The 20,733-nt window shown below is 66.3% G+C and carries 23 protein-coding genes and 2 pseudogenes; 16 read left to right on the top strand and 9 right to left on the bottom strand.

Features of this window, described 5'->3' with window-relative positions; translation table 11 throughout:
- From ADBZ5N_RS09010 to ADBZ5N_RS08990, 5 genes and pseudogenes are all read right to left on the bottom strand, one after another.
- Window positions 1–600 (bottom strand): annotated as a pseudogene (locus ADBZ5N_RS09010) (hypothetical protein); the annotation flags it as partial.
- A 39-nt stretch (window positions 601–639) separates the two neighbouring features.
- On the bottom strand, window positions 640–1,053 hold the full coding sequence (locus tag ADBZ5N_RS09005) for a nitroreductase family deazaflavin-dependent oxidoreductase (RefSeq protein ID WP_526257150.1): 414 nt from the start codon (window positions 1,051–1,053) through the stop codon (window positions 640–642).
- Between the two features lie 19 nt (window positions 1,054–1,072).
- Window positions 1,073–1,654 (bottom strand): SDR family NAD(P)-dependent oxidoreductase, encoded by a 582-nt coding sequence (locus tag ADBZ5N_RS09000; RefSeq protein ID WP_526257149.1) that lies wholly within the window; start codon window positions 1,652–1,654, stop codon window positions 1,073–1,075.
- Window positions 1,645–1,854, bottom strand: coding sequence for an SDR family NAD(P)-dependent oxidoreductase (locus ADBZ5N_RS08995; RefSeq protein ID WP_526257148.1), 210 nt, complete (start codon window positions 1,852–1,854; stop codon window positions 1,645–1,647). The genes ADBZ5N_RS09000 and ADBZ5N_RS08995 overlap by 10 nt, the downstream gene beginning before the upstream one ends.
- Before the next feature lie 7 nt (window positions 1,855–1,861).
- On the bottom strand, window positions 1,862–2,497 hold the full coding sequence (locus ADBZ5N_RS08990; protein ID WP_526257147.1) for a LysE family translocator: 636 nt from the start codon (window positions 2,495–2,497) through the stop codon (window positions 1,862–1,864).
- A gap of 80 nt (window positions 2,498–2,577) precedes the next feature.
- On the opposite strand from ADBZ5N_RS08990, the gene hisD reads away from it, so the two are divergent.
- From hisD to priA, 5 genes are read left to right on the top strand one after another with little or no spacing between them, the layout of a single operon-like run.
- Window positions 2,578–3,912 (top strand): histidinol dehydrogenase, encoded by a 1,335-nt coding sequence (gene hisD, locus ADBZ5N_RS08985; protein WP_526257146.1) that lies wholly within the window; start codon window positions 2,578–2,580, stop codon window positions 3,910–3,912.
- Window positions 3,909–5,042 carry a histidinol-phosphate transaminase gene (locus tag ADBZ5N_RS08980; RefSeq protein WP_526257145.1) on the top strand — a complete coding sequence of 378 codons (1,134 nt, stop codon included), beginning with the start codon at window positions 3,909–3,911 and terminating at the stop codon, window positions 5,040–5,042. The genes hisD and ADBZ5N_RS08980 overlap by 4 nt, the downstream gene beginning before the upstream one ends.
- The gene (gene hisB / locus ADBZ5N_RS08975; protein WP_526257144.1) at window positions 5,039–5,695 is read left to right on the top strand and encodes an imidazoleglycerol-phosphate dehydratase HisB; all 657 of its coding nucleotides are present in this window, start codon (window positions 5,039–5,041) and stop codon (window positions 5,693–5,695) included. The genes ADBZ5N_RS08980 and hisB overlap by 4 nt, the downstream gene beginning before the upstream one ends.
- A complete protein-coding gene (gene hisH, locus ADBZ5N_RS08970) occupies window positions 5,692–6,312 on the top strand; it encodes an imidazole glycerol phosphate synthase subunit HisH (RefSeq protein WP_526257143.1) in 621 nt (206 codons plus the stop codon). Before hisB ends, hisH begins: the two co-directional genes overlap by 4 nt.
- 25 nt (window positions 6,313–6,337) lie before the next feature.
- On the top strand, window positions 6,338–7,093 hold the full coding sequence (gene priA / locus ADBZ5N_RS08965) for a bifunctional 1-(5-phosphoribosyl)-5-((5-phosphoribosylamino)methylideneamino)imidazole-4-carboxamide isomerase/phosphoribosylanthranilate isomerase PriA (RefSeq protein ID WP_526257142.1): 756 nt from the start codon (window positions 6,338–6,340) through the stop codon (window positions 7,091–7,093).
- On the opposite strand, the gene ADBZ5N_RS08960 is transcribed toward priA, so the two are convergent.
- Window positions 7,090–8,172, bottom strand: a complete 1,083-nt coding sequence (locus ADBZ5N_RS08960) for a hypothetical protein (RefSeq protein WP_526257141.1) — start codon at window positions 8,170–8,172, stop codon at window positions 7,090–7,092. The two genes, priA and ADBZ5N_RS08960, sit on opposite strands and share 4 nt — an antisense overlap.
- Before the next feature lie 125 nt (window positions 8,173–8,297).
- Between ADBZ5N_RS08960 and hisF the strand changes: the two genes are divergently transcribed.
- Together hisF and hisI are read left to right on the top strand one after the other, a co-directional pair.
- The gene (gene hisF, locus ADBZ5N_RS08955; RefSeq protein ID WP_526257140.1) at window positions 8,298–9,086 is read left to right on the top strand and encodes an imidazole glycerol phosphate synthase subunit HisF; all 789 of its coding nucleotides are present in this window, start codon (window positions 8,298–8,300) and stop codon (window positions 9,084–9,086) included.
- Complete coding sequence (gene hisI, locus ADBZ5N_RS08950; RefSeq protein WP_526257139.1) at window positions 9,083–9,496, top strand: phosphoribosyl-AMP cyclohydrolase; 414 nt, start codon at window positions 9,083–9,085, stop codon at window positions 9,494–9,496. Before hisF ends, hisI begins: the two co-directional genes overlap by 4 nt.
- Here hisI and ADBZ5N_RS08945 read toward each other — a convergent pair.
- Both ADBZ5N_RS08945 and ADBZ5N_RS08940 read right to left on the bottom strand, forming a co-directional pair.
- Window positions 9,472–10,251 (bottom strand): hypothetical protein, encoded by a 780-nt coding sequence (locus ADBZ5N_RS08945; protein ID WP_526257138.1) that lies wholly within the window; start codon window positions 10,249–10,251, stop codon window positions 9,472–9,474. The two genes, hisI and ADBZ5N_RS08945, sit on opposite strands and share 25 nt — an antisense overlap.
- On the bottom strand, window positions 10,248–10,718 hold the full coding sequence (locus ADBZ5N_RS08940; protein WP_526257137.1) for a peroxiredoxin: 471 nt from the start codon (window positions 10,716–10,718) through the stop codon (window positions 10,248–10,250). Before ADBZ5N_RS08940 ends, ADBZ5N_RS08945 begins: the two co-directional genes overlap by 4 nt.
- Window positions 10,719–10,871: 153 nt before the next feature.
- Here ADBZ5N_RS08940 and ADBZ5N_RS08935 point away from each other — a divergent pair, with 153 nt between their 5' ends.
- From ADBZ5N_RS08935 to ADBZ5N_RS08895, 9 genes are all read left to right on the top strand, one after another.
- Window positions 10,872–12,407 carry an anthranilate synthase component I gene (locus ADBZ5N_RS08935; RefSeq protein WP_526257136.1) on the top strand — a complete coding sequence of 512 codons (1,536 nt, stop codon included), beginning with the start codon at window positions 10,872–10,874 and terminating at the stop codon, window positions 12,405–12,407.
- Complete coding sequence (locus ADBZ5N_RS08930; RefSeq protein WP_526257135.1) at window positions 12,404–12,988, top strand: TIGR02234 family membrane protein; 585 nt, start codon at window positions 12,404–12,406, stop codon at window positions 12,986–12,988. Before ADBZ5N_RS08935 ends, ADBZ5N_RS08930 begins: the two co-directional genes overlap by 4 nt.
- Before the next feature lie 79 nt (window positions 12,989–13,067).
- Window positions 13,068–13,886, top strand: coding sequence for an indole-3-glycerol phosphate synthase TrpC (gene trpC, locus ADBZ5N_RS08925; protein ID WP_526257134.1), 819 nt, complete (start codon window positions 13,068–13,070; stop codon window positions 13,884–13,886).
- A 24-nt stretch (window positions 13,887–13,910) separates the two neighbouring features.
- A complete protein-coding gene (gene trpB / locus ADBZ5N_RS08920; RefSeq protein ID WP_526257133.1) occupies window positions 13,911–15,182 on the top strand; it encodes a tryptophan synthase subunit beta in 1,272 nt (423 codons plus the stop codon).
- Window positions 15,179–15,991 (top strand): tryptophan synthase subunit alpha, encoded by an 813-nt coding sequence (gene trpA, locus ADBZ5N_RS08915; protein ID WP_526257132.1) that lies wholly within the window; start codon window positions 15,179–15,181, stop codon window positions 15,989–15,991. Before trpB ends, trpA begins: the two co-directional genes overlap by 4 nt.
- A gap of 8 nt (window positions 15,992–15,999) precedes the next feature.
- Window positions 16,000–17,694, top strand: a complete 1,695-nt coding sequence (gene lgt, locus ADBZ5N_RS08910) for a prolipoprotein diacylglyceryl transferase (protein WP_526257151.1) — start codon at window positions 16,000–16,002, stop codon at window positions 17,692–17,694.
- Window positions 17,695–17,716: 22 nt separating this feature from the next.
- Entirely contained in the window at window positions 17,717–18,112 is a 396-nt protein-coding gene (locus ADBZ5N_RS08905; protein ID WP_526257131.1) for a DUF2752 domain-containing protein, read from the top strand.
- 42 nt (window positions 18,113–18,154) lie between these two features.
- Window positions 18,155–19,570 (top strand): pyruvate kinase, encoded by a 1,416-nt coding sequence (gene pyk, locus ADBZ5N_RS08900; RefSeq protein WP_526257130.1) that lies wholly within the window; start codon window positions 18,155–18,157, stop codon window positions 19,568–19,570.
- 13 nt (window positions 19,571–19,583) lie between these two features.
- Entirely contained in the window at window positions 19,584–20,492 is a 909-nt protein-coding gene (locus ADBZ5N_RS08895) for an acyl-CoA thioesterase II (protein ID WP_526257129.1), read from the top strand.
- 24 nt (window positions 20,493–20,516) lie between these two features.
- On the opposite strand, the pseudogene ADBZ5N_RS08890 reads toward ADBZ5N_RS08895, so the two are convergent.
- A pseudogene (locus ADBZ5N_RS08890) lies at window positions 20,517–20,733 on the bottom strand (DUF4190 domain-containing protein); the annotation flags it as partial.

Genomic DNA, 20,733 nt, shown 5'->3' with positions numbered 1-20,733 from the left:
GAATCCGCCGCGGCCGGCACCGAGGTGTTCAAAGGAGGCCAGGCCGATCGAGTGTCGGATCCCGGGAATTCCGAGTTGTTTTGGGAGCGCAACCGAATCATCCTTGGCGGTCCAGACCCGATCCGCGGCGGTGGGGTCGCGACGGTCGGTCGGCACCGGCCCCCGTAGCCGCAGCCATTCGGTGTCCGGCTTACAGCCGGCGTTGACGTATAGCCGCGGGTGGTCGGCCAAAATCTGGAGGCCTGCCCGGATGATGAACATCATGAACAACAGGTTCAGGAAGTGCTGCCATCGCAGCCACCACGGGAAGCCGGAATCGACGGGTTCGACATACTGCGTGGAGGTTCCCGGATACCTGGCGATGAAATCCTGATACCACCCATAGCGGGTCATCTCGCGGACCACTGCGATCGAGAGCACGAGCGCCGCGACCCCCAGCGGCACCAGCCACAGGGTGCTGAACCAGCGCCGGCCGATCCGCACCGACGGCAGTTGGGCGCGGGTCTGCGGAATGCCTCCCGCCCAGTCGTCCAGGCTGACCGGTCCCGCCCGGCCTCCCGCCAACGAAGCCTCAAGCGGATCGGGCGAACCCGGAATCATTCGGCCACCTCTTGTTTCGTATCCGACTGTCGCTCGATGCTAGGCGACATCGGCAACGAATACCCCCACACCGCGGCGGGCGGCGATCCGCGCCATCAGCGGTAATGACGGTTCGTTGCTGCCCGCCGGCACGATCCGCGGGTTCACCAGGTGCACGGACCGGCCGCGCAGCACAACATCGGCCTCACCGGCCGCGAGGATGTTCCTGACCCAGTTGGTTTTACCGTGCGCCAACATGATGGCCACCGTGTTGCCCTTGCGGTAGGCCGACACCGCCGTCTCCAGATTGCGGCCGGACTTCCGGCCGCGGTGCTTGATGACGGTGATACCCGGGGTGAACCGCGCAATCGGAACCGCGATGGGGTTGATGTATTTGATCTGGAAGTTCTCAAACCACAGCGGGAACCGCATCGGCACGCCCGGTGCATTGTTGGGGTGATCCTTGTTCGACATGGGTTTCATCATGCCCACCTCACAGCAAGACCTGGCCGCCGTCGACGATCAGATCGTGGCCTGTCACATAGGACGCCTGTGGGCTGGCCAGCCACAGCACCGCCTCGGCGATCTCCGCGGGAGCTGCAACGCGACCGAGAGGTACGCCGCTCTTAACCCGGGCCGCCCGGTCGGCGTCGGTCTCGCCGTGGCGCAATGACATCTGGGTGGCGGTCACCCCCGGGCTGACGCTGTTGACCCGGATGCTGTACTGCGCCACCTCCATGGCGGCGGTCTGGGTGAGCACGTGCACACCCGCCTTGCTGGCGACGTACGCCCCGAGGTTAACCCGGTTCATCGCTACTCCGAGGCTTGACGCGGTATTGACGATCACACCGGATCCGCCCTGCGAAATCATCTGTACCAGTGTGTGTTTCATGCACAGCATGGTGGCGGTCAGGTTGACTGCCAGGGTCTGTTCCCAGTCGGCGAGCGAGGTTTCCACGATGGGCGCCGGTGGCCGGAACACCCCCGCCATGTTGACCATGGCGGCGATGCGCCCCGAGTGCGCTGCGGCGGTGGCGACGCCCGCCTGCACGCTGTCCTCGTCGGTCACGTCCATGGCCAGTGGCGTGGCTCTGAACCGCCGGCGGCGCGGATTCGTTCGACGACTTCGGCCAGCGGACCCTCCAGCTGGCGGGCAGTGGCCATCACATGGGCCCCGGCGGCGGCGAAGCGTTCGGCGGTCACCGATCCGATACCGCCCGTCGCGGCGATGACAAGAACGGTCTCGCCGCTGAAATCGACCGAATGGCTGTTCATTTGGTCATCATGCCGCAGCACCGCGCCGCACCAGCGACAGCGCCACGGCCGCCCCGGCGAACAGCGCCGACAACGTCCGATTGAGGACCGCCTGCTGCCGCGGGGTGTGCAACCAGCCCAGCAGTCGGGCCGCTAGTCCGGTGTAGGCCGCCATCACGGCCATATCGACCACCGTCATCGTCGCCGCGATCGTCAGATACTGGGGCAGCAGGGGTTCGGTGGGCACCACGAATTGCGGTAGTACGGCCAGCAGGAACACCAGACCCTTCGGGTTGGTCATGTTGACCAGCGAGCCGCGAACCAGCAGCGCAGGGCGGCTCCCGTCGGCCTGAACTCCGACGCTGGCCCCGAGTTCCTCGGCAGTGCTGCGCCACTGCCGCACCGCCAGGTAGAGCAGGTAGGCCACGCCGATCCACTTGATGACGGTGAACGTCACCAGCGACTGGGAGACGGCCGCGCCCACGCCCACTGCCACCACTAGAAGTTGGGTCATCAGTCCGATCTGGAGGCCGGCGATACTCCACAATCCGCGCCGCAGGCCATGGGTGAGACCGGTGGCCATCGACTGGATAGCGCCAGCACCTGGTGAAACGCTGATTGCGAACGCCGCCCCGACGAACGCCAGCCAGAGTTCCCACCGCATCGCGGGATTATCTCCGGGAGCCTCAACCGATGCGTAATTGATTTTTCCATCCTCGCCCCGATCAGGGACAATGGGGACCAATGAGCATCCAGAGCCCCCGAATCGCGCGTATTGACCTGCGCGGCCGCGAGATGAGCGCCGCGCAGTTACGCGCTGCCCTGCCCCGTGGCGGGGTGGACGTCGACGCGGTCGTGCCGACCGTCCGGCCGATCGTCGAGGACGTCGCCGAACGCGGGGCGATTGCGGCGCTGGAGTACGGGGCGAAGTTCGACGGCGTGCGTCCGGACGCGGTTCGGGTATCCCAGGCCGAACTCGGCACTGCGCTGAGCCTGTTGGATCCGGACGTGCGGGCCGCCCTGGAGGTGGCCATTGAGCGCACTCGCGCTGTGCACGCCGACCAGTGCCGCACCGATACGGCCACCGTGCTGGCGCCTGGCGCCACGGTCACCGAGCGCTGGGTGCCGGTGGAGCGGGTCGGTCTTTATGTGCCAGGCGGAACGGCGGTCTACCCATCCAGCGTCGTAATGAACGTAGTGCCCGCCCAGGCCGCCGGGGTGGAATCGCTGGTTGTCGCCAGCCCACCGCAGGCCGATTTCGGCGGTCTGCCGCACCCGACCATCCTGGCCGCGGCCGCACTGTTGGGCGTGGCCGAGGTGTGGGCCGTCGGTGGCGCGCAGGCGGTGGCGCTGCTGGCCTTCGGTGGGATCGACACCGACGGCGGCGAACTCGCCCCCGTCGACATGATCACCGGCCCGGGAAACATCTATGTCACTGCAGCCAAACGGATCTGCCGCTCCCAGGTCGGCATCGACTCCGAGGCCGGACCCACCGAGATCGCCATCCTGGCCGACCACACCGCTGATCCCGTGCATGTGGCCGCTGACCTGATCAGCCAGGCCGAGCACGACGTCATGGCGGCCGGTGTGCTCGTCACCGACAGCATTGAATTAGCCGATGCCGCCGACGCCGAGTTGGATGTGCAGTTGCAGACCACCGTGCACCGAGATCGGGTTGCCGCGGCCCTGAGTGGGCCGCAGTCGGCGATCGTGCTGGTCGACGATGTCGATACCGGAGTTCGGGTGGTCAACGCCTACGCAGCCGAGCACCTCGAGATCCAGACAGCCCACGCTGCTGAAGTCGCCTCCCGGATTCGTTCGGCTGGAGCGGTTTTCGTCGGCCCGTGGTCGCCGGTGAGCCTGGGTGACTACTGCGCCGGCTCCAACCACGTGCTGCCGACCGCCGGCTGCGCTCGGCACTCCAGTGGGCTGTCGGTGCAGACCTTTCTGCGCGGCATCCACGTCGTCGACTACACCGAGGCAGCCCTCAAAGATGTCTCCGGGCACGTCATCACCCTGGCCAACGCCGAGGACCTGCCCGCGCACGGCGAGGCGGTCCGGCGGAGGTTCGAAAGGTGACTTTAGGTCAGCGAGTGGGTCTTGCCGACCTGCCGTTGCGGGATAATCTGCGTGGTAAACCCGCCTACGGAGCACCGCAACTCGACGTGCCGGTGCGGCTGAACACCAACGAGAACCCACACCCGCCGAGTCGCGCTCTGGTGGCCGACGTGGCAGAGGCGGCACGGGAGGCGGCCGCGCACCTGCATCGCTATCCGGACCGCGATGCGGCCGCGCTGCGCCGGGACCTTGCCGCGTACCTCACAGCGCAGACCGGTGTCCGAGTCGACGTCGAAAATGTCTGGGCTGCAAACGGATCCAACGAGATTCTGCAGCAGTTGCTCCAGGCCTTCGGCGGCCCCGGTCGCAGCGCGATCGGTTTTGTGCCGTCCTACTCAATGCACCCGATCATCTCCGACGGCACTCAGACCCGCTGGATCGAGGCGGTCCGCGCGGCGGACTTCAGCCTCGACGTCGATGCGGCGATCGCCGCGATCGGCAGCGAGCATCCCGATGTCGTCTTCGTCACCAGCCCGAACAACCCGACCGGGCAGAGCGTTCCGCTGACCGCTCTGCGCCGGCTACTCGATGCGATGACCGGTGGGGTTCTCATCGTCGACGAGGCTTACGGCGAGTTCTCCAGCCAGCCAAGCGCTGTGGCACTGCTCGAGGAGTACCCGGCCCGGCTGATCGTCAGCCGCACCATGAGTAAAGCGTTCGCCTTCGCCGGCGGCCGACTCGGCTATCTGGTGGCCGCGCCCGCGGTGATCGAGGCCGTACTGCTGGTCCGGTTGCCCTATCACCTCTCCGCGCTGACCCAGGCCGCCGCTCGCGCCGCGTTGCGTCACGCCGATGAGACGCTGGCAAGCGTGGCTGCCCTGTCCGCTGAACGCGACCGGGTCAGTGCGGCATTGGTGGAGATGGGTTTTCGGGTTGTTCCCAGCGATGCGAACTTCGTGTTGTTCGGCCTGTTCATCGACGCTGCCAAAGCCTGGGAGCATTACCTGGCCGACGGTGTACTCATTCGCGACGTCGGCATTCCCGGCTATCTGCGTGTGACCATCGGCTTGCCCGAGGAGAACGACGCGTTCCTGACCGCCAGCCGGAAGCTGGCGGTCATCGCGCTGGCCCAGCCCCTAGGAGCACCGTGACGACAACCAATACGACTCCCGACTCGCTTCGCTCCTGCCCGCCGGCAGCCCGCCGCGCCCGGGTCGAACGCAAGACCAAAGAGTCCGACATCGTCGTCGAGGTCGACCTGGACGGCACCGGCCAGGTCGCCATCGACACCGGGGTGCCGTTCTTCGACCACATGCTCACCGCACTGGGCACCCACGCAAGTTTCGATCTGAGCGTCACCGCCCGCGGCGATGTGGAGATCGAGGGCCACCACACCGTGGAGGACACCGCGATCGTGCTGGGCGCCGCGCTGGGCCAGGCACTCGGCGACAAAACCGGCATCCGACGTTTCGGTGATGCGTTCATCCCGATGGATGAGACCTTGGCGCACGCCGCCGTCGATGTCTCCGGGCGGCCCTACTTCGTGCACACCGGCGAACCCGAGTATCTGGTGGACTTCACCATTGTCGGATCGGGTGTGCCCTACCACACGGTGATCAACCGGCATGTGTTCGAGTCGTTGGCCGCCAACGCGCGTATTGCGCTGCATGTGCGAACCCTGTACGGCCGCGACCCGCATCACATCACCGAAGCCCAGTACAAAGCGGTCGCCCGGGCGTTGCGGCAGGCCGTCGAGCCGGATCCTCGTGCGACGGGCGTGCCGTCCACCAAAGGTGTTCTGTGACAGCACGTTCCGTTGTTGTTCTGGATTACGGTTCGGGCAACCTCCGATCGGCGCAACGTGCGTTGGAGCGGACGGGTGCCGAGGTTACGGTGACAGCCGACCGGTCGGCAGCACTGGCCGCCGACGGTCTGGTGGTGCCCGGCGTGGGAGCCTTCGAGGCGTGTATGGCCGGACTGCGCAGAGTCAGCGGCGACGAGATCATCGCCGAGCGGGTCTCGACCGGCCGGCCTGTGCTCGGAGTGTGCGTCGGGATGCAGATCCTCTTCGCCCACGGAGTGGAATTCGGGGTGGACAGCCACGGCTGCCGGCAGTGGCCCGGATCGGTCACCCGACTCGATGCACCGGTCATCCCGCACATGGGCTGGAACGTCGTCGAGGCCCCACCGGGCAGCAGGCTCTTCAAAGGGCTCGCGCCGGACACCCGCTTCTACTTCGTGCACTCCTATGCCGCGCAGAGTTGGCAGGGCGCAACGGATGCGTTGCTGACCTGGGCGACTCACCACGTGCGCTTCCTGGCGGCCGTGGAGGACGGGCCGTTGTCGGCCACGCAATTTCATCCGGAGAAGAGTGGCGACGCCGGCGCGGCGCTGCTCGCGAATTGGGTTGAGGGACTGTGACGGCGACGAGGTACGGGGTATTCAGATGAGCGGCAATCGATTGATCCTGTTGCCGGCCGTCGACGTGGTCGAGGGCCGGGCGGTGCGACTGGTGCAGGGTAAAGCCGGCAGTGAGACCGAATACGGCTCTGCCTTGGAGGCGGCGCTGACCTGGCAGCGCGATGGCGCGGAATGGATCCACCTGGTGGACCTCGATGCGGCCTTCGGCCGCGGCAGTAACCGCGAACTGCTCGCGGAGGTGGTGGCCGCACTGGATGTCGACGTCGAGATGTCCGGCGGTATCCGCGACGACGAGTCGTTGCGGGCGGCGCTGGCGACCGGGTGCGCTCGGGTCAACATCGGCACCGCGGCGCTGGAGAACCCGCAGTGGTGCGCCCGCGCGATCGCCGAGTACGGCGATCGGGTGGCCGTCGGTCTGGACGTGCAGATCGTCGATGGCGAGCACCGGTTGCGCGGCCGGGGCTGGGAGACCGACGGCGGCGATCTGTGGCAGGTCCTGGAACGCCTTGATAGCGAGGGGTGTTCGCGGTTCGTCGTCACCGATGTCACCAAGGACGGGACGCTCACCGGCCCGAACCTCGATCTGCTCGAGGGTGTCGCCGAGTGCACCGACGCCCCGGTGATCGCCTCCGGGGGCGTCTCCAGCCTGGACGACCTGCGGGCCATCGCCACCCTGACCGATTCCGGAGTCGAGGGCGCCATCGTCGGAAAGGCCCTCTACGCCCGACGTTTCACTTTGCCTGAGGCGCTGGCGGCGATGGAGTCGGCGGTGGACCGCTAACCTGACCGTCCCGCAGGCACTGGTCGCTCGACGCCCGGGCCCAAGGAAACCGCGAAGTCGCGAAGCGCGTCAGTGACATTCGACGGCGAAGTTCTCACCTCGTGGAAATACCTCGATGATCGGGAGTCGAGCAATTCCAGATCACTCAGCAGGCACTCGATCAGTCCGTCAATCTCGTTGTCGGCGTGTCTGATCAGTTTACGGAGTCGTGTTTCCGGCGACTGCAACATGAACGGTCTGACGACATTGCGCAGGAGGCGCCCCATGTCCCTGTGGGTGAGGCCCTGAGTGTTTACCAGATTCCTGTCGAAGCCGTTTTCACCAAGCAGCGTGAGAAAAGACGCTGCACCGTCGGCGCTTTGGAGGCATTCCTCAATCAATTCATCAAGGGCGAGTCGTATCGTGATAAGGGGACCGTGAAGATCCAGGTGTTTGAGTAAGGCTTCGTATTTTTTGCCGTAATTCTCAGCACTGCGCTGTCGGATTCCGAGGTCGGGCCTGGTCACTACGAGATCGTTCAGTTCACGACTAGCCGTGTTGCCGACGCCGGTGACCGATTTCCGAACCCAACCTCCCAGATGTCTGGCGCTGGAAACAATGCCGGCTCCCGACGCCCGCTGCCCTTCGGCCTTCAGGAAGAGGAAATCTCCTTCGATCTGGACGAGAAGCTCGTTGTAGCCCTTGAGGAAAGTAAAACCTTCACCGGCCGAGCGTGCCTGTTTGGACAGATGACTGGACCACCGCCTATCCAGCGTTTGGTAACCCCGCTCAACATTGCTTTTCGCGCCGTCAAGACTGAGCATGAAAGTCCCCTTCTCGAGGGGATGGTAGATCCAGCACGCTATGTAGATGGTCTGGAATCTCCTCAAACATGTTGGCTTATCGTCCCATCCAGTCTCTTCAGTGAGAATCCCCTCCAAGTCTGGAGGTTCGCCGTAAGAGTCCATAAATCGGTGCCAATCAGCCCCGCGGGCAAATTCGTCGGAGAATATGCGCATTACTTCCGGCTCGTCATCGCGAATCGCCTCAGCAAGCGTCCTCAGCATGGGCTTCTCCAGACAAACATAACGGTCGACCACGATAAACCACGTGAAACCCTGCCGTGAGCGACCTACCGCCTGGGCTGCACGAGTGCCGTCCGCCCGGGGCGTATTGTCACCGTCCTGGGGCACACCCGGGCGGGATCACCGGAGGAGTTTCGCCGATGCCAGAATCGACCACGGATGTGGCGGTGCGGGTCATCCCCTGCCTGGATGTGGACGCCGGAAGGGTGGTCAAGGGCGTCAACTTCGAGAACCTGCGTGACGCCGGCGACCCGGTGGAACTGGCCGCTCTCTACGACGCGCAGGGTGCCGACGAACTGACCTTCCTGGACGTCACGGCCTCCTCGACGGGCCGGGCGACGATGCTCGACGTGGTGAGCCGCACCGCCGAACAGGTGTTCATCCCGCTCACGGTGGGCGGGGGAGTGCGATCGGTGGCCGACGTCGACGCCCTGCTGCGGGCCGGTGCGGACAAGGTGTCGGTGAACACCGCGGCGATCGCCCGCCCGGAACTGCTGGCGGAGTTGTCCCGACAGTTCGGCTCGCAATGCATCGTGCTCTCGGTGGACGCCCGCACCGTGCCGTCCGGCGCGGAGCCGACGCCGTCGGGCTGGGAGATCACCACCCACGGTGGGCGGCGGGGTACGGGCATCGACGCGATTGAATGGGCAAGGCGCGGAGCAGAACTCGGTGTCGGCGAGATCCTGCTCAACTCAATGGACGCCGATGGCACCAAGGCGGGCTTCGACCTGCCGATGCTCCGTGCGGTGCGGTCGGCGGTCAGCGTGCCGGTGATCGCCAGCGGCGGCGCCGGGGCGGTCGGGGACTTCGCGCCCGCGGTGCACGCGGGGGCGGATGCGGTGCTGGCGGCCAGTGTGTTCCACTTCGGCGAACTGACGATTGGTCAGGTGAAGGCCGCGATGGCGGCGCAGGGGATAACGGTTCGATGAGCGATAGCGAAGAGGACAAGTCGGGCGCATCCAGCCCCCGTCCGGCTACCCTCGACCCCACGATCGCCAAGCGGCTCAAGCGCAATGCCGACGGCCTGTTCGCCGCCGTCGCTCAGGAACGCGGCACGGGCGCGGTGCTGATGGTGGCCTGGATGGACGACTCGGCGCTGGCCCGCACCCTGGCCACCCGGCAGGCCACCTATTACTCACGCTCCCGCGATCAGTACTGGGTCAAGGGCGAGACGTCCGGGCATACCCAGTACGTGCACTCCGTGCGACTGGACTGCGACGGCGACACTGTGCTCCTCGAGGTCGACCAAGACGGTGCTGCCTGCCACACCGGCGAGCACACCTGTTTCGACGCCGACCTACTACTCGGCGATGGTCAACCGAGCGCCTCGGGGCCCTGAACAACGGTGCCCCCGGTGAGCCGTCGCCAGGTGAACACCTTGAACAAATAGGCGATCGGGACGGCCACCAGCAGTCCGCCGCATAACAGCCCACCGGCGGCCAGCACCGCGGTGGTGATGATCCAGGCCAGCGCCACCGGGCCGGGATGCCGTGTCGCGGCGCAAACGCTGGCCCGGATCCCCTTTACCGCCGAGAGGTTGCGATCGACGATCGTCACCACCGTGAAGAAGTTCACCAAAGCCACCAGCGCTGCGGTCGCGGCGGTGAGCACCCCGCCGACATACGGCACTGTGAGTGCGATCAGGGCGACCGTCGACAGGACGCCGATCAGCAGCGACGCAAGGACCACCGAAGCCACGTTGCGCGGCCGGAAAAATGAGCCGAAGAAAACCGGCTTGCCGTCGGCGATCGACAAAAGGCCCCCGTACCAGGCCGCGGCGATCGCGCCGCTGACTACCAGCACGGCTAGCCAGGCCAGCCCCAGTACGGCGACACCGGCACCCTCGATGCTCCGTGTCGCCGTCGCCACGACGTCCTGCCCGTCCTGTATTGCGCTGAAACTCTCCGGCGACACCGTGTTCAACAGCGAGCCGAGCAACGTGGCGATAGCCACTCCGAGGATGCCGAGGATCACAGTCGTCGCCACCAAGAGGCCGGCGTGCCGGGTGAACATGGTCCATGACCAGCCCATCGCTTCGCCGATGGAGTAGCCGGGCCTCTCGCCGGGGAGCCCAGACGAGGACCCGTCCGTCATGAAGTCGGCGGTGCGCCGGCCCGCAGAACCGCCAGAGCCTTGTCGGCATGGGTCTCCATGTTCACCTCGCTGGAGATCACTTCCAGCACCGTGCGGTCGGAGCCGATGACGAAGGTGGCCCGCTTAACGGGTAAGAACTTGCCCAGCAGTCCGCGCTTGACGCCGAACATCTCTGCGACAGTGCCGTCGCGGTCGGACAGCAACGGGTAGTCGAAGCGCTGTGAGTCGGCGAACCTGGCCTGCTTGTCCACCGCGTCGGTGCTGATGCCGACCCGGGAGGCGCCGACGGCGTCGAACTCGCTCGCCAGGTCGCGGAAGTGGCAGGCCTCCCTGGTGCAGCCCGGCGTCATGGCCGCGGGGTAGAAGAACAGCACGATCGGCCCGTCGGCCAGCAGACCGGACAGCGAGCGCACCGTGCCCGTCTGATCGGGAAGTTCGAACTCGGGCACGCGGTCACCAGGTTTCATGAGGTTTTTCCTACCCTGACGAACGCGCCGCGTCGAGTCGTTGAGAAGAAACGGGCCTCCGCGACCATGCGCTCTGTACAGGTGTTGCGGCCGCTTCGGCTGCATAGGGCCCACACTCGGGGCCGCCAGGCCAAGCCTGGGAGGATGTAGCCCGTGCAGTCCACCCCGACCACCACCAGGGAGCAGTTCCGAGCGTTGGCCGCCGAGCACCGCGTGGTGCCGGTGACCCGCAAGGTCCTCGCCGACAGCGAGACCCCGCTGTCGGCCTACCGCAAACTGGCCGCCAACCGGCCGGGCACATTCCTGCTGGAGTCGGCCGAGAACGGCCGGTCATGGTCGCGGTGGTCGTTCATCGGGGCAGGCGCGCCCTCGGCGCTGACGGTGCGTGACGGCGAAGCGGTCTGGCTCGGCGCCACGCCGCAGGGCGCCCCGAGCGGCGGTGACCCACTCCAGGCGCTGCGGGACACAATGGAACTGCTGTCCACCGGGTCCGCCGCGGGCGGGGGCTCGGTGGGACCGGAGATGCCCCCGCTGTCCGGTGGCTTAGTGGGGTTCTTCGCCTACGACTTCGTCCGCCGCCTCGAGCGACTGCCGGCGCTGGCCGTCGACGACCTTCAGCTACCTGAGATGCTGCTGTTGTTGGCCACCGATCTTGCTGCGGTGGACCACCATGAGGGCACCATCACTCTGATCGCCAACGCGGTCAACTGGGACGGCGGTTCCGCCCGCGTCGATGAGGCCTACGACGAAGCCGTCGCCCGCCTCGACCGGATGACGGCGGCGCTGGGCCAGTCGCTGGAATCCAGCGTTGCGACGTTCTCCCGGCCCGAACCCCGCCACCGCGCACAACGGACCATCGAGGAGTACGGCGCGGTCGTCGAGCGCCTGGTCGAAGAGATCGAGGCCGGTGAGGCCTTCCAGGTGGTTCCCTCGCAGCGCTTCGAGATGGACACCCCGGCCGAGCCCATCGACGTGTACCGCATGCTGCGGGTAAGCAACCCCAGCCCGTACATGTACCTGATGCACATTCCCAACGAGACCGGGGGAACAGCCTTTTCGATCGTGGGGTCCAGTCCCGAGGCGCTGGTGACCGTCCAGGAAGGGTGGGCCACCACCCACCCGATCGCCGGCACCCGGTGGCGAGGCCGCACCGAGGAGGAGGACCAGCTACTCGAGAAGGACCTGCTGGCCGACGAGAAGGAACGAGCCGAACACCTCATGCTGGTCGACCTCGGCCGCAACGACCTGGGCCGGGTATGTGTGCCGGGCACCGTGCGGGTCGAGGACTACAGCCACATCGAGCGCTACAGCCACGTCATGCATTTGGTCTCCACGGTCACCGGCCTGCTGGCTGAGAGCCGCACCCCGCTGGACGCCGTGACCGCCTGTTTTCCGGCCGGCACTCTCTCCGGCGCTCCGAAGGTACGTGCCATGGAGCTCATCGAAGAGGTCGAGCTGACTCGTCGTGGCCTCTACGGCGGCGTGGTGGGCTATCTGGACTTCGCCGGCAACGCCGACTTCGCGATCGCCATCCGTACCGCGCTGATGCGCCACGGCACCGCCTACGTGCAAGCCGGCGGGGGCGTGGTTGCCGACTCCAACGGGCCCTACGAGTACACCGAGTCGGCCAATAAGGCCAAGGCAGTGCTGGCCGCGATCGCCGCCGCCGAGACGCTGAAGGCGCCGTGATCCGGGTCGCGCAGATTCTGCTACTGATCTCGGCCGGAGCGCTGTGGGTTGCCTCTCGGCTGCCCTGGGTTTCGGTCACCTCGTTCGACGGGCTCACCCATCCGACAACCGCAACCCTCACCGGCGCACAGTGGTCCACCGCGCTGCTGCCGATGGCGGTGCTGTTGGGGGCAGCAGCACTGGCCGCGCTGGCGGCGCGGGGATGGTTGCTGCGGGTGGTGGCACTGCTGCTGGCGGCGGTGTGCCTGGCGCTGGGCTACCTCGGCGTGAGCCTCATCACGATCCCCGACGTCGCTCCACGCGGCGCCGAACTGGCCGGTGTGAAGATCGCCACACTGGTCGACAGCGCGCGCTATCTGCCCGGTGCGGTGGTGACGCTTGCCGCCGCAGTCGGCGCTCTGGCGGCGGCGGTACTGCTCATGCGGGCGGCGGGCTTGGCAGCACACCAGGCCGACCGGAGCACGAAATACACCGCCCCTGGGGCGGGCCGCAGCAGCGAACCTGACCAACTGTCCGAACGCGGCATCTGGGAGGCCCTCGATGAGGGCAGGGATCCGACCGGTGACAGCGAGGGTCGGTGACGGGTGCCGACTGCCGGGCGGCTACCCTTTCACGGAATCGCCGTGATCGTCAGCTAATGCAGAAGGGGACCTGCTCGCAATGAGTTCGGCAACCGTGCTCGACTCCATCCTCGAGGGAGTCTTCGCCGACGTTGCCGCGCGCGAGGCGTTGGTGACCATGGCTGAGGTCAAAGCCGCCGCAGAAGCCGCCCGTCCGCCGCGGGACGCCATGGCGGCTTTGCGCGCCCCCGGGATCGCCGTCATCGCCGAAGTGAAGCGGGCAAGCCCGTCTCGCGGCCAACTGGCACCGATCGCCGACCCGGCCGAACTGGCACGGGCGTATCAGAATGGCGGGGCCCGGGTGATCAGCGTGCTGACCGAGGAACGGCGCTTCCATGGCTCGCTGGCCGACTTGGACGCCGTTCGCGGCGCGGTGACGATCCCGGTGCTGCGCAAGGACTTCATCGTCCGGCCCTACCAGATCCACGAAGCCCGCGCCCACGGTGCCGACATGCTGCTGCTGATCGTCGCCGCACTGGAGCAGCCCGCCTTGGTGTCGATGCTCGACCGGACCGAATCGCTCGGCATGACCGCTCTGGTTGAGGTGCATACCGAGGAGGAAGCCGACCGTGCGCTGCAGGCCGGCGCCTCGGTGATCGGTGTGAACGCTCGCGACCTCAAGACTCTCAACGTCGACCGCGACTGCTTCGGCCGGATTGCACCGGGACTGCCGTCCAACGTCATCCGGGTCGCCGAGTCCGGAGTGCGTGGCCCGGCGGATCTGCTTGCCTACGCGGGGGCCGGCGCTGACGCCGTCCTCGTCGGTGAAGGTCTGGTCACCAGTGGCGATCCGCGCACGGCGGTGTCTGAACTGGTGACCGCGGGTGCCCATCCGTCCTGCCCGAAACCGGCACGCTGAAAACCTCCGGCTGAAAACCTCGAGATGGCCGATACCTCCACCCCGAACCTGCCCCGCGCCAGCGTGGCCGTCGCCGAGCCGACGGTCCACGACCCCGACGCGCGTGGCCATTTCGGAATCTTCGGCGGACGGTATGTCCCCGAAGCGCTGATGGCTGTCATCGAGGAGGTCACCGCCGCCTACGAGAAGGCCCGCTCCGATCAGACGTTCCTCGACGAACTCGACCGGTTGCAAACTCATTACGCCGGCCGCCCCTCGCCGATGTACGAGGCGTCTCGGCTGGGTGCGCACGCCGGCGGTGCCCGCATCTTCCTCAAGCGCGAGGATCTCAACCACACCGGCTCGCACAAGATCAACAACGTCCTGGGTCAAGCGCTGCTGGCCCGTCAGATGGGCAAGAGCAGAGTGATCGCCGAGACCGGCGCCGGCCAGCACGGCGTCGCGACGGCCACCGCGTGCGCCCTGCTCGGTCTGGAGTGCGTGATCTACATGGGGGCCGTCGACACCGCCCGGCAGGCACTCAACGTGGCCAGGATGCGGTTGCTCGGCGCGCAGGTGGTCGCGGTGCAATCCGGATCCAAGACCCTCAAGGATGCCGTCAACGAGGCGTTCCGGGACTGGGTGGCCCACGCCGATGACACCTACTACTGCTTCGGCACCGCTGCCGGCCCACACCCGTTCCCGCTGATGGTGCGAGATTTTCAGCGAATCATCGGCCTGGAGGCGAGGGCCCAGATGCTGGATATGACCGGCCGGTTACCGGACGCGGTACTGGCCTGTGTGGGTGGTGGGTCCAATGCCATCGGGATCTTCCACCCGTTCATCGACGATGCGGGGGTACGACTGATCGGCTGCGAGGCCGGCGGCGACGGTGTCGAAACGGGCCGCCACGCCGCCACCTTCTCCGGCGGCTCACCGGGGGCTTTCCAGGGTTCGTACTCCTATGTGATGCAGAACCAGGACGGCCAGACGATCGAATCCCATTCGATTTCAGCGGGATTGGACTATCCCGGGGTGGGGCCGGAGCACTCGTTCCTCAAGGACGTCGGCCGGGCCGAATACCGGCCGGTCACCGACACGGAAGCCATGGATGCCTTCCGGTTGCTGTGCCGTATGGAAGGCATCATCCCTGCGATCGAGTCCGCCCACGCCATCGCCGGGGCTGTGCAGCTTGGTGCTGAGTTGGGTTCCGAGGCGATCATCCTGGTCAACCTGTCCGGTCGCGGGGACAAGGACGTGGAGACCGCCGCCAGTTGGTTCGGGCTGTTCGACGGCGCAGGTACGGAAACGTCATGACCGTTGTGCACAGCCCGCCTGGCCGACTGGGCCCGGTTTTCGACTCGTGCCGCGCGCAGGGGCGCGCCGCGCTGATCGGCTATCTGCCTACCGGATATCCCGACGTGTCCACCTCGATCGACGCCATGGTGGCCATCAGCGCCGAATGCGACATCATTGAAGTCGGCGTTCCGTACTCCGATCCGGGGATGGACGGTCCGGTTATCGCGACCGCAACAGAGGCCGCCCTGCAGCATGGCGTGCGGGTTCGCGACACCCTGCGTGCGGTTGAGGCGATCAGCGCCGCCGGCGGCAACGCGGTGGTGATGAGCTACTGGAATCCGGTGCTGCACTACGGAGTTGACGCATTCGCCCGCGATCTGGCTGCTGCCGGCGGGTTGGGCATGATCACCCCCGACTTGATTCCCGACGAGGCCGATGCCTGGCTCGCGGCTTCCGAAGAGCACAACCTGGACAGGATTTTCCTGGTCGCGCCGTCGTCAACGCCAGAGCGATTGGCCCGGACCGTAGAATCGTGCCGCGGCTTTGTCTACGCTGCGTCGACGATGGGCGTCACCGGGGCCCGCGACGCGGTGTCCAATGCCGCGCCGGAACTGGTGCGTCGGGTCAAGGAGATTTCCGACATACCCGTCGGAGTCGGGTTGGGGGTGCGGTCGCGTGAGCAGGCGGCCGAAATCGCCCATTACGCAGACGGCGTTATCGTCGGTTCCGCACTGGTGTCGGCGTTGAGCGACGACGGGGTGCCGGCCGTCCGGACGTTGACCGAGGAACTAGCCGTCGGAGTTCGAGAGAAGGGGCCTGCCACGTGACCACAACGGTGCTCGCCTACTTCCCGAGTCCGGGGCAAGGCGTTTGGTACCTGGGGCCGGTCCCGATCCGGGCGTACGCGTTGTGCATCATCGCCGGCATCGTCGCCGCCTTGGTGATCGGCGACCGACGGTGGGCCGCGCGCGGCGGTGAGCGTGGCGTCATCTACGACGTGGCGCTCTGGGCAGTGCCGTTCGGCCTGATCGGTGGTCGGCTCTATCACGTGCTGACGGACTGGAAAACCTACTTCGGTCCGGACGGTGCGGGTCTGGGCGCTGCGTTGCGGATCTGGGAAGGTGGCCTGGGCATCTGGGGCGCGGTGGCTCTCGGCGGGGTTGGGGCGTGGATCGCCTGCCGCCGCAAGGGTATTCCGCTGCCCGCCTTCGGCGATGCCGTGGCGCCGGGAATCGTTCTCGCGCAGGCGATCGGACGTCTGGGCAATTACTTCAACCAGGAGCTGTACGGGCGTGAGACCACCGTGCCGTGGGGCATGGAGATCTTCTACCGCCGTGACTCCTCGGGGGTCGTGGATGTGCATTCCCTCGACGGCGTGTCGACCGGTGAGGTCGCGGCCGTGGTACACCCGACCTTTCTCTACGAACTGCTGTGGAATCTGCTGGTCTTCGGCTTCCTGCTGTGGGCTGACCGCAAGTTCCGGCTTGGCCACGGACGGCTGTTCGCGCTGTACGTGGCTTCCTACTGCGTGGGCCGCTTCTGGATCGAGTTGATGCGCGACGACGCCGCGACCGAGATCGCCGGCATCCGGATCAACGTCTTCACCGCAACATTCGTCTTCATCGGTGCCGTGGTGTACATGCTGCTGGCACCTAAGGGCCGGGAGAATCCAGCCTCGCTGCGCGGCAGGCAACCGGCGGAACTCCACGAGGAATCACGTGTGGAGGAGTGGGCCGAGGATCTGGTCAAGGCGGCCACGGGCAGTGGAATCGTCGCCGCGGCGACGGTGGCCGGGGAACATGAGACCGAGGATGCCATTGCGGTAGGAGACGTCGCCGACGTGGCGGCGGAGACCGGTGTCGATGAGGTTGAGGAAGCCGAGGTTGAGGAAGCCGAGGTTGAGGAAGCCGCGGAAGCCACCTTCGAGACCGACGCCGAGACCGACGCGGAGGCCGATGAGGTCGACGAAGTCGAGCACGCTGTCGAGGCCGTTGCCGCAGAGGTCGAATCCGCAGAGGTCGAATCCGCGGATAGGGACACCAGCAGCGAAGCTACCGAGGATGACGTCCACGACCGGTCGGTCGACGACGAGGCCGAGGTGGCCGCAGGCGCCGATGACGCTGCCGTCGTCGTCTACGAAGAGGCCCCGGACGAGCCGGCGACGGTCGTGGTCTACGAGTCCGAGGAATTCCAGTCCGACGGGGAGTCGGTCGTGGTGTCGGAGTCGGTCGTGGTGTCGGAGTCGGTCGTGGTGTCGGAGTCGGTCGAAATTGACGGCGACACAATCGTTGCGGTCGAGGCTGAGAGCGTCGAAGCTGTCACCGTCGAGGCTGTCACCGGGAAATCCGAACCCGAACCGCAACCGGAGCGGTCGGCAGCGGTCGAACTCGAGTCCGTTGAAGCCCCTGCCGCTGATCAGGCGGGCGGGGATCGGGACGGCGTGGATCAGCCTGAAGGCGACGAGTCGGAGAAACTGAAGGGCTCGACCCTCAAACGTCTACTGTGGGGCGCCGGCAACCGCGGCGAATGACTCCGGACCTATGCTTGCGCCCATGACGGCCAAGACCGCCAGGCTCTGGATCGCCGGTTCCGGCGCACTGGGGGCAGCCGCCTTGGCCTACGTCGCCACTGTCGACCCGCATCGGCCTGGCGCAGTGTTCCCGTTCTGCCCCTTCCAAGTCATCACCGGATGGGACTGTCCGGCCTGTGGGGGCCTGCGGATGACCCACGACGTACTGCACGGAAACCTCTCTGCTGCGGTACACGACAATGTTTTCCTTCTGATCGGTCTTCCGCTGCTGGCCGTCTGGTCGCTCTGGCGGTTGCACCGCGGGCGTCAGGTCGTCAGCACCGCGCTGCTGATCGTGCTCGGTGTCGCCACGATCGGGTGGACCGTCGTGCGGAATCTGCCTGGATTCCCGTTGGTTCCCACGATGCTCATTTCGTAGACCCAAGCGGGTGGCCACCGAAGCGGACTATGCTCAGGCGTCGTGACTCGGCGCGCCAAGATTGTCTGCACCCTCGGCCCTGCTACCGACACTGACACCCAGGTCAGAGCGCTCGTCGAGGCAGGGATGGATGTCGCGAGGCTGAATTTCAGCCACGGCGATTACAGCGATCATGAGGCGTCCTACAACCGGGTGCGTCAAGCCTCCGACGCCACCGGGCGGGCGGTGGGCATCCTCGCCGACCTCCAGGGCCCTAAAATCCGGCTGGGCCGATTCGCCGACGGTCCGACCGAGTGGGTCAACGGCGAGACCGTACGAATCACCGTGCAGGACTGTGAGGGCACCCACGACCGGGTCTCGACCACGTATAAGAACCTGGCCCAGGACGCCCAACCCGGCGACCGGCTGCTCGTCGACGACGGCAAGGTGGCATTGATCGTCGAGCACGTCGACGGTGACGACGTGGTGTGCACGGTGACCGAGGGCGGACCGGTCAGCAACAATAAAGGCCTCTCCATGCCGGGGATGGCGTTTTCCGTCCCGGCCCTGTCGGAGAAGGATATTGCCGATCTGGAGTTCGCGCTCAAACTCGGCGTCGACCTCGTCGCACTGTCCTTCGTGCGCTCGCCGAGCGACGTCGACCTCGTGCACGAGGTGATGGACCGGGTGGGCCGCAGGGTTCCGGTGATCGCCAAACTCGAGAAACCGGAAGCGGTGGAAAACCTCGAAGCCATCGTGTTGGCCTTCGATGCGGTGATGGTGGCCCGCGGCGATCTGGGTGTGGAACTGCCCCTCGAAGAGGTCCCACTGGTGCAGAAGCGGGCGATCCAGATCGCCCGAGAGAACGCCAAACCGGTGATCGTGGCCACTCAGATGTTGGAGTCGATGATCGAGAACTCCCGGCCGACGCGGGCTGAGGCCTCCGATGTCGCTAACGCGGTACTCGACGGAGCCGACGCGGTGATGCTCTCCGGGGAGACCTCGGTGGGTAAGTTCCCGATCGAGGCGGTCCGCACGATGGCCCGGATCATCTGCTCGATGGAGGAGAACAATCCGCCGCCGCCCCTGACCCACGTGCCGCGCACCAAGCGTGGCGTAATCTCTTATGCAGCAAGGGATATCGGCGAGCGGCTGGATGCGAAAGCTCTGGTGGCGTTCACCGCATCAGGTGACACGGTGCGTAGGCTGGCACGATTGCACAGCCGTTTGCCGTTGCTGGCTTTCGTCACCGCGCCGGAGATCCGCAGTCAACTCGCCCTCACCTGGGGTGCTGAAACGTTCGTCGTGCCGCACGCCGACAGCACCGACGACATGATCCGGCAGGTGGATCACGCGCTGCTGACATTGGGGCGCTACCAACGCGGCCACCTGGTGGTCATCGTGGCGGGGGCGCCGCCGGGCACAATAGGTTCGACCAACCTGATTCACATCCACCGGATCGGGGAGAACGACCACTAGCGAGAGGCAGCGCGTGCCCCAAGGTAAGTCTTCGCTGCCGGGAAAGTCCGATTTCGACGAACTGCTGTCCATTCTCGACCTTTCCAGCCGGGGAAGAACACCTGGGGGCGTCGACGTCTTCACCGGGCGTCACCCCCGTAAAAACCCGGTCCGCACTTTCGGCGGTCAGTTGATGGCGCAGGCGTTCACTGCGGCAAGTCGTACCGTGGACCACGACCTACCGCCGAGTGCGCTGTCGGTGCATTTCATCGCCGGCGGGGACCCGGCCAACGACATCGAATTCCACGTTTGCCGTTTGCGCGATGAACGCCGCTTCGCCAACCGCAGGGTTGACGCGATGCAGGACGGAAAACTGCTGGCCACCGCCCTGGTGTCCTATCTGGCCGCCGGCCGTGGCCTGGAACACAATTCCAAACTCCCGACGGTTCCAGATCCCGAGACGTTACCGACCATCGACGAGTTGCTGGTCGGCTACGAGAAGGTTGTGCCGCATTTCGCCGAGGCCATGCGCCCGATCGAATGGCGGTACACCAACGACCCGGCATGGGTGATGCGCGACAAAGGCGGCCGACTCGATCGAAACCGGGTGTGGATGACCGCGTCGGGGCAGATGCCCGATGATCCGGTGCTGCACACCGCGGCGATGGTCTATTCGTCGGACACCACAGTGCTGGATTCGATCATCACCACCCATGGGCTGTCCTGGGGCTGGGACCGGATTTTCGCGGTCACCATCAACCATTCAATCTGGTTCCACCGCCAGGTGGACTTCGCCGACTGGGTGCTCTACTCGACCGCGTCGCCGGTGGCGGCCGAATCGCGCGGCTTGGGCATGGGGCACTTCTTCAACCGGGCGGGCGAGGTGGTGGCCACTGTCGCCCAGGAAGGCATCGTCAAGTACTTCCCGGGCTCGGCGAAGTAGAACCCCAAACGTGACCGGGCGTGGTTACCGGCCCGGTCCGCCGCCTTGGCCGGTCTGCTCCTCGACGCGTTGCTGGAATGCGTCCATGCACGCCTGCACCTTGGTGTTGTCGCCACCGGCGCCCTGAATGCAGGTGACCATTTCCTGGCCGCCGTAGTTGTTGAAGATGCCGACGTACATGGCGATGAAGGCGAGACTGATGACGACTGCGACAGCCCCCAGGATGATCCCGGTGAGGGCC

It is taken from the genome of Mycobacterium sp. (assembly GCF_044370595.1).
Lineage (GTDB): Bacteria > Actinomycetota > Actinomycetes > Mycobacteriales > Mycobacteriaceae > Mycobacterium.
This window is presented reverse-complemented; position numbering and strand designations above follow the sequence as displayed.